13 protein-coding genes are annotated in these 11,956 nt (G+C 43.4%); 8 read left to right on the top strand and 5 right to left on the bottom strand.

Annotated elements, in window-relative coordinates; translation table 11 throughout:
• Positions 1-16: 16 nt before the first annotated feature.
• From phhA to nhaC, 3 genes are all read left to right on the top strand, one after another.
• Positions 17-886 carry a phenylalanine 4-monooxygenase gene (gene phhA, locus VLA57_RS01015; RefSeq protein WP_333954068.1) on the top strand — a complete coding sequence of 290 codons (870 nt, stop codon included), beginning with the start codon at positions 17-19 and terminating at the stop codon, positions 884-886.
• 95 nt (positions 887-981) lie between these two features.
• Entirely contained in the window at positions 982-1,323 is a 342-nt protein-coding gene (locus VLA57_RS01010) for a 4a-hydroxytetrahydrobiopterin dehydratase (RefSeq protein WP_011513882.1), read from the top strand.
• Between the two features lie 92 nt (positions 1,324-1,415).
• Positions 1,416-2,840, top strand: a complete 1,425-nt coding sequence (nhaC, locus tag VLA57_RS01005) for a Na+/H+ antiporter NhaC (protein ID WP_333954067.1) — start codon at positions 1,416-1,418, stop codon at positions 2,838-2,840.
• Between the two features lie 32 nt (positions 2,841-2,872).
• Here nhaC and VLA57_RS01000 read toward each other — a convergent pair whose 3' ends face one another.
• Positions 2,873-3,793, bottom strand: coding sequence for a LysR family transcriptional regulator (locus tag VLA57_RS01000; RefSeq protein WP_333954066.1), 921 nt, complete (start codon positions 3,791-3,793; stop codon positions 2,873-2,875).
• Between the two features lie 226 nt (positions 3,794-4,019).
• Here VLA57_RS01000 and speB point away from each other — a divergent pair, with 226 nt between their 5' ends.
• The 5 genes from speB to VLA57_RS00975 all read left to right on the top strand — a co-directional run bounded on the left by speB (position 4,020) and on the right by VLA57_RS00975 (position 8,860).
• Complete coding sequence (gene speB, locus VLA57_RS00995) at positions 4,020-4,988, top strand: agmatinase (protein WP_011513879.1); 969 nt, start codon at positions 4,020-4,022, stop codon at positions 4,986-4,988.
• A 120-nt stretch (positions 4,989-5,108) separates the two neighbouring features.
• Positions 5,109-6,851 carry a 5-guanidino-2-oxopentanoate decarboxylase gene (locus VLA57_RS00990; RefSeq protein WP_333954065.1) on the top strand — a complete coding sequence of 581 codons (1,743 nt, stop codon included), beginning with the start codon at positions 5,109-5,111 and terminating at the stop codon, positions 6,849-6,851.
• A 225-nt stretch (positions 6,852-7,076) separates the two neighbouring features.
• On the top strand, positions 7,077-8,378 hold the full coding sequence (locus tag VLA57_RS00985; RefSeq protein ID WP_333954064.1) for a YjiH family protein: 1,302 nt from the start codon (positions 7,077-7,079) through the stop codon (positions 8,376-8,378).
• Between the two features lie 236 nt (positions 8,379-8,614).
• A complete protein-coding gene (locus VLA57_RS00980; protein WP_201532045.1) occupies positions 8,615-8,728 on the top strand; it encodes an aldehyde dehydrogenase family protein in 114 nt (37 codons plus the stop codon).
• Positions 8,729-8,860 (top strand): aldehyde dehydrogenase family protein, encoded by a 132-nt coding sequence (locus tag VLA57_RS00975; protein ID WP_133104532.1) that lies wholly within the window; start codon positions 8,729-8,731, stop codon positions 8,858-8,860.
• A gap of 148 nt (positions 8,861-9,008) precedes the next feature.
• On the opposite strand, the gene VLA57_RS00970 is transcribed toward VLA57_RS00975, so the two are convergent.
• The 4 genes from VLA57_RS00970 to VLA57_RS00955 all read right to left on the bottom strand — a co-directional run bounded on the left by VLA57_RS00970 (position 9,009) and on the right by VLA57_RS00955 (position 11,893).
• On the bottom strand, positions 9,009-9,617 hold the full coding sequence (locus VLA57_RS00970) for a nitroreductase family protein (RefSeq protein ID WP_011513876.1): 609 nt from the start codon (positions 9,615-9,617) through the stop codon (positions 9,009-9,011).
• 135 nt (positions 9,618-9,752) lie between these two features.
• Positions 9,753-10,463 carry a pirin family protein gene (locus VLA57_RS00965; protein ID WP_011513875.1) on the bottom strand — a complete coding sequence of 237 codons (711 nt, stop codon included), beginning with the start codon at positions 10,461-10,463 and terminating at the stop codon, positions 9,753-9,755.
• 240 nt (positions 10,464-10,703) lie between these two features.
• The gene (locus VLA57_RS00960; protein WP_333954063.1) at positions 10,704-11,426 is read right to left on the bottom strand and encodes a YoaK family protein; all 723 of its coding nucleotides are present in this window, start codon (positions 11,424-11,426) and stop codon (positions 10,704-10,706) included.
• A gap of 77 nt (positions 11,427-11,503) precedes the next feature.
• Complete coding sequence (locus VLA57_RS00955; RefSeq protein WP_011513873.1) at positions 11,504-11,893, bottom strand: DoxX family protein; 390 nt, start codon at positions 11,891-11,893, stop codon at positions 11,504-11,506.
• Between the last annotated feature and the right edge of the window lie 63 nt (positions 11,894-11,956).

The following is an 11,956-nucleotide window of genomic DNA, read 5'->3' as shown; positions in this document are numbered from 1 at the left end:
TATAAGGAAACTAGGCATGGAAAGCCGTCACCAGACAACTGCGTACATAAAGCCTCTCAGTAGCAATTCTTTAAGCACTGAAGCTTCTACTCATCATTTAACTCAGAAGAAGCAACCTTACGTATCACGTCAGCCAGATGGTCATATTCATTATAGTGACGATGAAAACGCGATGTGGCAAGCACTGCTTGAACGTCAAGCCAAGCAAATACCCAATCGTGCCAGTTTAGCCTATCTTGAGGGTTTAGAGAAACTCAAGCTATCGCGTACGCATATTCCGCAACTACAAGATATTGATGAAGTATTGCAAGCGACGACTGGTTGGCAAACCGCTGCTGTACCAGCGTTAATCAGCTTCGGTAAATTCTTCAAACTCTTAGCTGATAAACGCTTTCCGGTTGCGACCTTTATCCGTCGCTTTGATGATATGGATTATATCGAAGAGCCAGATATTTTTCATGAAATCGTCGGACATTGTCCGCTGCTGACCCATCCTGCGTTTGCAACTTTTAATGAGACTTATGGCAAGCTTGGTCTCAATGCGACTAAGCAAGAGCGTCTTTATTTAGCACGCCTGTATTGGTTCACTATCGAATTTGGTCTAATGGGCGCGACCAAAGAAACCCGCAAGATTTATGGTGGCGGCATTTTAAGCTCGCCGTCTGAAACCATCTATGCCCTAAGCGATGAACCGGACTGTCGTGCGTTTGATTTGATTGACGTATTGCGCACTCCTTACCGTATTGATCAAATTCAGCCTATCTATTATGCAATTAACGATTTGGATACGTTATTTGATATCGTGAATAGCGACATTATGGGCGCTGTAAAAAAGGCGATGAGTTTAGGACTGTTTGAGCCAACATATGCTATCAAAACCGCTTAATAGATAGTGCATTTTTTATAAGTAAAAAAGGAACCAACGTCAACACGGACGTACATTTATTAAAAAACCAATAGTTAATATAAAAGGATATTATCATGACGACATTATCACAAGCCAGCTGTGAAGCCTGCCGTATTGGCGCACCAACAGTCAGCGACAGCGAAGCAACAGAGTTATTACAACAAATTCCAGAGTGGACGTTGATTGAAATCGATGGCATCAAGCAATTACAGCGTCAATATAAATTTAAGAACTTTGTCTTAGCAATGGCATTTGCCAATGAGCTTGCTGAGATTTCTGAGGCAGAAGGGCATCATCCGGGCATATTGGTAGAGTGGGGCAAGGCGACAGTCACTTGGTGGTCGCACAGTATTAAAGGTTTGCATCGCAATGATTTTGTCATGGCAGCCAAGACCGACAGCTTACTCACCAAATAATCAGAGTAGCAATACTGCTAGCAACTGATTAAACTTGTCACCCTAAAATCAAACCCTGTTGCCAGACTCTACTGGCACTCTAAGGATGTGTGATGCCTCCAAAAATTCTAACCCAAATCTCACCGCAATTGGCATTTATGATTTCAGCCATTGTCATTGCTATCATGGGCGTTACCATGATTGGCTTTGGCTGGGTACCGCATTTATCATTAATCCTCGCTATCTGTGTCCTGCTAGGCATTGGTATATTTAAAGGATTAAGTTTTGATGACATGCAAGCGCAAATGGCATCCGGCGTTATGCGCGGTATTGGTGCGATCTATTTATTCTTCTTTATCGGTTTGATGGTCGCCGCCTTAATGATGTCTGGTGCTATTCCAACCTTGATGTATTTTGGTTTTGAGCTGATATCTCCGCAATATTATTATATCTCCGCCTTTGTGTTGACCTCTATTATCGGTATTGCTCTAGGCAGTAGTTTGACGACTGCTGCGACGCTTGGCGTGGCTTTCATTGGTATGAGTGATGCCTTTGATGCTAATGTTGCGATAGCGGCAGGCGCTGTAGTATCAGGGGCGTTTTTTGGTGATAAAATGTCGCCATTATCGGATACTTGTACCATTGCTTCAGCCGTTGTAGGCATCGATTTGTTCGAGCATATACGCAATATGATGTATACCACAGTGCCGGCATGGATATTAACGGTTATATTATTTTGGTTTTTCTCTGGACAGACGGCTGGCTCAGATTTAAGTCAAGTAACGGTGCTAAAAGGACAATTGATTGACAGTGGTTTGGTACATGGTTATGCGGTATTGCCATTTGTGGTCTTGATTGCGCTGGCTCTATTTCGAGTTAATGCCATTTACACCATTATTTGTACCATTGCTGTGGCAATTATCATTACTTATATGCATAGCACGCCAAACGTTGGGCAGTTGGGCGGTTATTTCTTTGCAGGTTATACACCCGCAGAGTCATTGGAGCTTGGTGAAGTGGGCGGTATGCTGTCGCGTGGCGGTGTGCAAAGTATGTTCTTTACTCAAGCCATCGTAATATTGGCGCTGAGTTTAGGCGGATTGCTGACGGCGTTGGGTATCTTGCCAGCATTGTTATCTGGTATTAAAGACAGTTTAACGACAGCAGGACGTGCTATTTTTGCTGCTGCCATGTCAGCACTCAGTATCAATGTCCTCATCGGTGAGCAGTATTTGAGTATTCTTTTATCGGGTACAGCATTTCGTCCGACGTTTGAGCGCTTGAACTTGCATCCAAAAAATCTGTCGCGCACCATTGAAGATGCCGGTACAGTGATCAATCCACTTGTACCATGGAGTGTGTGCGGTGTGTTTATCAGCCAAGCGTTAGGTGTGCCAGTGCTTGATTATCTACCTTATGCGTTCTTCTGCTATTTATCACTGCTACTGACGATATTGTTTGGCTTTACAGGGATAACGATTACGCGCAAAGATGGGTCTAGCGTCCGTAAGCATCAAAAAGCGCAAGCAGTTAATTAAATAACGGCTACATAAACCCCTTTAAAGAATATTCATTCTTTAAAGGGGTTTTTTCGTAATAGGCTAATCATCTGCTCTAAAAAATCAGCGACGTGCTTATGTAAGTTTTCTCGATAGGCCCAATGATGCTTGACCTCGTAACTTGCCTCATTGGGCAGTAGTATTTTCATCATCCCCATCTCTTCATAACGCTTTGCCAAATCATTGGGCAAGTAGCCGACATGATGACCTGCCAAAATTAATTGCGCGGTCGCCTCCATATGGTAAGTGGTGGCGCTTAAAGTTTTTGGGCGGACATGATTGATACTCAAATCAGTAATATAGCCTCGTTTTATCCATGGATAGTTTTGTTCCAAACCCTCAAAGGTTAACCCTTCCGCCTCATAAAATAGCTGATGCTCACGTCCACAGCAAACCACTTGCTTTTCGATAAATGCTGGCTGGAAAGTTAATAGGGGTGGGAAGCTGCCAAAATATCCCACGCCAATATCACTTTCATTACTTAAAAGCTTATCAAGCATACTCTCAGGGCTTTGCACATCGATAGAAAAATGTATCAATGGATTATTACGATAGCTCGCAGCCAAGCACTGACGTAACGCATCATAAAAAACCGTTGGCATCTGATCGATCAAACATAATCGAATATGACCGCCACGCACCGAATCCAGTTGCCGAATATAATGCAGTTGATGCTGAAAGCTTGCCACCGCTTCGGTAAAACTTAAGCAAGCCTCGTAAACCGCTGCCCCATCTTCGGTGAGCTTAAAACCCGCGCGCCCACGATGACAAAGTGTCATTCCCAAGCGGTCTTCTAAATGAGTCAAATGACCACTAATAACAGAGGTCGTCACATTTAAGCGAGACTGTGCGGCTGTCACGCCCTGACACTCCACGATGGCCATAAAGCTCCGCAGGGTTTTGATGTCTATTTTTATCAATTCATCTAGCATCGAAAGTCATGTCCCCGTATCTATTGTCTTAACCAATTTTCTGTAAAACTTCTATAAATAACGAATAAATCAAAGTTACTACGAAAAATCAGAAGTTTACTTCTAAATTTTACCATGGTCTACCTGTTGATATTTAGGTATTGTCAGAAGTATATAAAAAGTGGCATAGATAAAAGTAATATAGACAAATTGTCTGTTTTGACCAATCGATACAAGGATGTGAGTGATGAAATTCAATCAACCATTAAGCGGCAACGACATGCCAAGATTTGGCGGCTTTGCGTCTATGATGCGCCTGCCAACCCAAGCCGATGCTGAAGGGCTGGATGTGGCTTTCGTTGGGGTGCCTTTAGATATTGGCGCATCAAACCGTAGCGGTGCAAGATTGGGTCCGAGACAGATTCGCGATGAATCACGCATGATTCGTCCTTATAACGTCGCCACTCGTGCCGCTCCCTTTGAGTCTTTGCAAGTCGCTGACATTGGCGACGTTCCTATCAATACCTTTAACCTGCTAAAAAGCGTCGATATTATTGAGAAATTCTATACCGATAAAATCGTCAGTCATGGCGCTATTCCTTTAACGTTAGGCGGTGATCATACGATTGCACTGCCTATTTTGCGTGCGCTCGCCAAAAAACATGGCCCTGTCGGCATGGTGCATATCGATGCGCATGCTGATATCAATGATGAGATGTTTGGCGAAAAAATTGCCCATGGTACGCCGTTCCGCCGCGCAGTTGAAGAGAACCTCATCGATGGTAATCGTGTGGTACAAATTGGTTTACGTGGTACGGGTTATAGTGCTGAAGAGTTTGATTGGTCAACCGAGCAAGGCTTTCGCGTAGTGCCTGCTGAGGAATGCTGGTACAAGTCGCTGACGCCATTGATGGCAGAAGTGCGCGAAAAATTAGGCGCTGGCCCTGTTTATTTAAGTTTTGATATTGATGGGATTGATCCTGCTTTTGCACCGGGTACGGGAACCGCTGAAATCGGTGGCTTGACGTCAACTCAAGGTATCGAAATCATTCGCGGTATGCGTGGCCTTGATGTGGTCGGTGGCGATTTAGTAGAAGTGTCACCGCCGTATGACCCGTTTGGTAACACCTCGGTACTAGCCGCGAACCTGCTATTTGAGATGCTATGTATCCTACCGGGCGTGCGCTATGACGATAAGGTCAAAGCCATTTATTGAGCATAACTTATAATCTTAAATTGCCTTTTATAAGGAATTAAAGGTCAGTTTGGGTTTAGCTTGGATTTGATACTGAACGACTTATTTAATTGCTATTGAATTTTTTAGGATGATTAACTCATGACGCATTTTCCACAAACGCCTTCTTCATTGCCAAAATCTGCGCTAGTTACCTCATCTCTAACTTGCGGTGAGCTACTCGTACAGTGGCTAGAGTATTATGGGGTGGAGACGGTATTTGGTATTCCGGGCGTACATACGGTCGAGCTATATCGTGGCCTGCCCAATACCGATATCCGCCACGTGACACCGCGTCATGAGCAAGGCGCAGGCTTTATGGCGGATGGTTATTACCGCGCTTCTGGTAAAGTTGGGGTATGCTTTATTATCACCGGTCCCGGCATGACCAACATCATGACGGCGATGGCGCAAGCATTGGCAGATTCTATACCGATGCTGGTGATATCTAGTGTCAATAAAGTGCAGCATACCGGTAGCGGTGAAGGGCACTTGCATGAGCTGCATGATCAGCAAGGTATGGTCAGTAAGGTTGCGCTTATGAGCAAAACCATCTGGCAGCCTGAGTCATTACCCAAAGTCATCGCTGAAGCTTTTGCGTTATTTAATGGCACGCGTCCGGGACCGGTGCATATCCAGCTGCCTATTGATGTGATTACTGCTGATGCCAGTCATGTCGCCAAGCCGCCTAAGCTAAATAAGATAGATGCTTCTCTAAACAGCCAATCTGCTAGTAATATTTTGGCGCAATTACAAGCAAACAAACCGCTACCTCATCCTGCGCAATTGGATTTGATTATTGAGCAGCTTAAAAGCGCAAAAAATCCAGTATTGCTCTATGGCGGTGGCTGCGTTGATGTTAATCATGACGCGCAAAAACTGGCAGAACTTATCGATGCACCGACGTTTTTGACCATCAATGCCAAAGGTTTACTGCCGCCTGCTCATCCGCTGAGTTTGGGTAGCAATCAGTCATTGGATGTTGGTCGCGCTGTCATTAGCGAGGCCGACTTAGTATTGGCGATTGGTACGGAGCTTGGCGAGACTGATTATGACGTTTTCTTTAATGGTGGGTTCCAAATCAATGGTACGCTGATTCGTATCGATTGCGATGCTCAGCAATTACAGCGTCCTTTTCGAGCAGATATTGCGCTATTGTCTGATGCGCAAATGGCTATCAGCGGTTTATGTACGCGCTTAGAAAATCAACCGCTGAATCATCAAGCCGCACCGCGAGTAGCAAAGGTAAAGCAGGCGTTGATAGAAAAAATGACGCCAGACTTTGCTGGTCAAAATGCATTACTAAAGCTGATCAGAGACGAAGTGAAAGACGTCATTTTCGTTGGCGATTCAACCCAGCCTGTCTATAGTGGCAACCTTGGTTTTGAGGCTTTAGCCACGCGCCGATGGTTTAACTCGTCGACTGGCTTTGGCACCTTGGGTTATGGTTTGCCTGCTGCGATTGGTGCCATGATTGGCTCAAAATCGCCGGTTGTGAGTCTGATTGGCGATGGTGGCATTCAGTTTACCATCGCAGAATTAATCTGCGCCGCCGAGCTTGAGCTACCGTTGATTGTACTGTTATGGAACAACCAAGGTTACGGTGAGATTCGCCGCTATATGGAAGAGAGCGGCTTACCATTGATTGGGGTCAATATTAAAACCCCGAACTTTGAGCCATTAGCCGCAGGATTTGGCGCAGGCTATCGCAGAATCACAGCCAAACAGCAACTGCTCGACGCTTTAAAAAAAGACATTAAAGGCACACAACCGATGATTTATGAAATTGATGAAGCTGATGAATTTCTTCTTGAAATGGGTAAGACGTTTACCTGCTTTAGCTGAATATTGATTTGTACTAAAAATAATTAATAAAATTAGATCCGACCAATTCACTCAATCCGAGCATTGGTCAGACCGCCAAAGGGAAAAATTGGCGATCGTCGCTTATCAAGGAGGAATCAGATGTCAAATGTTATTGATCAATCGCAGCAGCCCATATTGGGCAATCATGTTAATGTGTCAGAGACCCCGCAAGGCGCACAGTGGCGCGCCGCAATGTGAAAGTTCTTGCTGTTTTCAGCATTGGGTATTGCGTTATTTATCATCCCGTTTCAATGGGACGGCAAGGTAACTATTTTATTGGGCGTACTGACCGATACCTTGCAAGCATTGATCGGAGGTCATGTTGTTTATGCTGCATTAGCGATTGTTACAGTCTCCTTTTTAGGGGCATTAGCGGTCAAAGTTTTGAAGCCTAATATGCCAGCAGATTCTATGCGCGCAAAGTTGTTTGATGTTGATTTGTTTTGGCTAGCCGCGCGGTTTTTAGGGGCGCTGTTTGTTTGGATGATTTACCTACAAATCGGACCTGAGTTTATTATCAACCGCAATACTGGCGGCGTGATTTTTGAAGACCTGACTCCTATTTTGATTCCTTTGTTCTTTTTTGCCATTTTATCATTGCCGTTTTTGACCGATTTTGGTTTGATGGAATTTTTGGGTACCTTGTCGAGTAAGGTGTTTGTCAAACTGTTCCGGTTGCCGGGTCGCTCAGCTGTCGATGCTATGTCTTCTTGGTTTGGCGCCGCATCTATCGGTTTGCTTGTCACCATGCAAGAGTACGATAAAAGCTACTACAGTCAGCGCGAAGCAGCCATTATCGCAACGACTTTTTCGGTCACCTCCATCGCTTTTACCTATGTGGTAGCCAAAACCATCGGCGTTGACAATAACTTTGTATATTTTTATCTGACCATTGCCTTAACGGGCTTTATTGCTGCCATTATCATGCCGCGCCTACCACCACTGTCGCTAAAGCCTGATACTTATCACTCTGGCAAAAGCATGCTTGATGAGGAGATTCCGGCTCAGTACACCACCTATCAATGGGCGCTCAACCGTGCAATTACGCGCGCGCACTCTATGCCAAGCTTGGGTAAAGTTTTTAAACACAGCTTAAAGAACTTGTTTGATATCTATTTTGGCTTAATTCCGGTGGTTTTTGCTATCGGTACCATCGGTCTTGGCTTAGCCGAGTACACGCCGGTATTTAATTGGTTGTCGTCACCGCTCGTACCAGTGCTTGAATTGCTGCAAATTCCAGAGGCTACTGAAGCGGCTCCAGCGATGATTATGGGCTTTGCCGATATGTATCTGCCTGCTTTGGTCGGTAAAAGTATTGAGAGTGAGATGACAAGATTTATCGTTGGTGCAGCTTCTATTACCCAGATTATCTATATGTCTGAAGTAGGGGCGCTGATTCTAAAATCAAACATTAAGCTGAATGTGCTAGAGCTATTTATGATTTTTATTCTGCGCACGCTGATCAGTTTGGTGGTCATTACCACTGTGGCGCATCTGTTGTATTAAAAAATGTGCTTGTGCGTAATGCTATGCCAGCAGTCGGTTGTGCCTGATTAAAGGTAGCTATTGAAGCGGTAGACCGAGATGATGAGAAAGATACTTATGCATTATATTACCCAAATTCAGGAGAGGTGATTACTACGACCAGACTGAGCACAAAAACCCGCGTAGATATAGCAGTAGATGTCGCTACTCAAGCCTATCGACCTTACACCCGTTGATATCTGTATGCTTATTGTCCCGTGGAATTTTCCAATGGTAGCCACTCTTGGAAATTAGCCTTTGCATTGGCTGCAGGCTGTACCGTACTGTTAAAACCTTCTGAGGTGACATTAATCCAAGCAGGTCGTATTTAGATAAATGAGCAACAAATAGTATTGGCAGAAGCAGGCTGGGGCGGGTTTAAGCAAAGTGGTATTGGTCGAGAGTTGGGCGCAGGTGGTCTATCAGCTTATCAAAAGAGCAAGCATGTCTTGTTACCGCAATAATGCTCAAAATCTGTACACAGAAAAGCCTCCAATAAGGAGGCTTTTTTAAGCCAATAAAGAATGTCAAAACAATAAAACCGCTAAGATATTTCGATAGCGGTTTTATTGTCTATATTGTGAGCAGCTTAGTATTGAAAACTATGCGATATTAACCGAATACTTTCATGCGCTCTTCAACAGGCTTAAACGTTTTGTCGCCTGCAGGCTGCTCGATAGCACCAAATACCATTTGAGCGTTTAGCGTCCAGTCTTTGTCAATATTCCATGCTTCAGCAACTTTGTCATCGATAATAGGATTATAGTGTTGCAGATTTGCGCCAACGTCGATACTGGCCAAAGCCGTCCAAATAACATACTGATGCATCGCGTTGGTTTGATGTGCCCAAATGGGGAACTTATCTGCATATAACGGCGCGTTTTCTTGCATGCTTTTCACGACACTTTGATTTTCAAAGAACATGATTGTACCTGCACCCGCCTTAAAGCCCGCGATTTTGTCTTTTGTTGATTTAAACTTCTCTTCATCACCAACGATTGCATGTAACGTCTCTTCAGTGATATTCCACAGTTTCTGATGCTCTTCACCAAACAATACGACAACACGCGTCGATTGTGAGTTGAACGACGACGGCGTATGCAAGATTGCATGCTCAACCAACTTAACGACTTCGTCATTCGATACGGGTAATTGATTGCTCAACGCATAGATAGAACGGCGTTTTTCAGCAAGTTGTTGTAAGGTATTTAGGTCTGACATAGTATTTCTCCACATGGTTAATATAAATTGATTCGAACTAATAAATGATCGGTACTATTAATGGTTATATCCAGTATCTACACTTCCAATAATTATCTTTTAGTATAGATAAATTAAAATGCGTTGAAGCGTCCATTAGCTCATTGGTACTTCCATTAGCAATACTTTAGCATCATCGATGACGTCCATCGTAAAGTTCTTAGTATCCCAAACACCAAGGCCATCGCGTGTATCCAAAGTGTTACCGTTTACGACAACTTTACCGCTAATGACAAAGACATAAACACCATTGTTAGGATCTTTTAGCTGATAGGTATGGGTAACACCTTTATCGAAATCACCCATGCTAAACCAAGCATCTTGATGAATCCATACGCCTGCATCGTCAGCATTGGGTGACAATACTTGATTGAACTCATTTGGCTTTAGGATATCGTCCATACGAACTTGCTGATAACGAGGCTCAACGTTCATTTTATTTGGAATAACCCAAATCTGTAGGAACTTCACCTCTTCTTTGTCATCGCCATTCATTTCGCTGTGCGTGATACCAGTACCCGCTGACATGACTTGGATTTCACCGGTTTCGATGATGCCATTATTACCGATGTTATCGCCGTGACCGAGCTTACCTGATAAAGGAATACTGATAATTTCCATATCGCGGTGTGAGTGCTTACCAAAGCCTTGACCACCAATGACGAAGTCATCATTGATGACGCGTAGCGCACCAAAACCCATACGTTCTGGATTATGATAGTTAGCAAAGCTAAAAGTGTGCTTGCTTTTTAGCCAGCCATGGTTGGCATCGCCACGAGAGTCTGCTGCATGATAGATCGTTTTCATAATTTATCCTTAGATATTAATAGGTTAAATGTCTATAAATTTATTATTAATTAACTTGTTTAAACAATGGGTCTATTATAATTGTTGTCCTCTAATAGATAAACAACGTTAACTGCAATTAACTATTCTTTTTTTTATAACAATTGGATGGCAGAGATAGCGCCACATATTCATAGTAGAATCATGAAATCTATAACAGGGTCAGTTGCATAAACGGTTGTTATTAAGCCCAAAAATCCATTACGCAATATGTTGTAAAAAGTCTTTATCACGCGCCCTAACTGATAGATACAGCACGGGCAAAACAAATAAGCCTACTGCCCAAAAACTTAGCTGCATATATAACAACGCACCCACTAATGCGCCTACTAAAAAGCTAGATACCAATACTGAGCTGTGTGCCAGTTTTTTGCGATTGTCCGCTGTGCGATTGACCAAGTAATCGGTCAGATTGATACCCAGTTGCGTAGTATTACCTGTCATCAATACTGTCGGACTCATATGCTTAATCACCGTTTTACTAGCGGTATTACGAATCGCCAGCGCAATTAAACCTAATCCACCCGTTATCGCCACGGTTATATCACCAGCATCGACAAAAGGCTGATAGTACAAACCGGCAATCATAAAAGTGGTCAGAAAAAATGCTTCCGCTAAGAATAAATGGCTCAGCGTTAGCTGTTTATTTTTACTATGGTCAATAAATATCTTGGTCACCATGACCGTCAAAATAAATAACGGTAAGGCGGCAAGTTTAATCCATAGACCGGCTTCACCTTTAACCAAGCCACTGCCCGCGATTACCAAGTTACCCGTGACATGTGCGGTGAAGAAACCAAATAAGGTGATAAAACCAATGGTATCAATGGCACCGCCAACCACTGTCAATAACACAGGCGTTTGATGACGCTGCCAAAAACTTGGTAAGTTATCATTAGATGGGCTGTGAGCGTTAGTTGTCATGATAAGGAGCTGTCATAAGTATAAGTGAGTATAAATACACGTTTAACCATTGTTTTCTTATTTTTAGTTATAGGCAATTATCTACGCGTGTTGCTGTGATCAATCGAATAAGCGCCTGCACCATGAGCAAAAATCATCAAGAAACCACCTGCTATCGCGATGTTTTTCATAAACGGGTTCATTTGTGATTCATCAATCCAGAACTGATGGAAAAGCAGTGCTGATATAATGTTAAAACCCACGAACAATAACGCAATCAGGCGTGCTTTAAAACCAAGCAAAATAGCAATGCCACCAAATAACTCAAGGGCAATCACCAACGGTAATAGCATACCCGGTACGCCCATCGACTCCATATAACCTTGAGTAGCAGCGTAGCCTGTGATTTTGGTAAAGCCTGAAAAGATAAAAATCATTGATAAAAATAGGCGACCAATTGGGGCGCTAAGCTCTTGTAATTTATCCATAGTGATTCTCCAAAAATGTCACAATGTGGATCTAAATCGTGTATATGTCGCTAAGTAATGATT

Source organism: Psychrobacter sp. S4(2024) (assembly GCF_036861305.1).
In the GTDB taxonomy this organism is placed as follows: Bacteria; Pseudomonadota; Gammaproteobacteria; order Pseudomonadales; family Moraxellaceae; genus Psychrobacter; species Psychrobacter cryohalolentis.
This window is presented reverse-complemented; position numbering and strand designations above follow the sequence as displayed.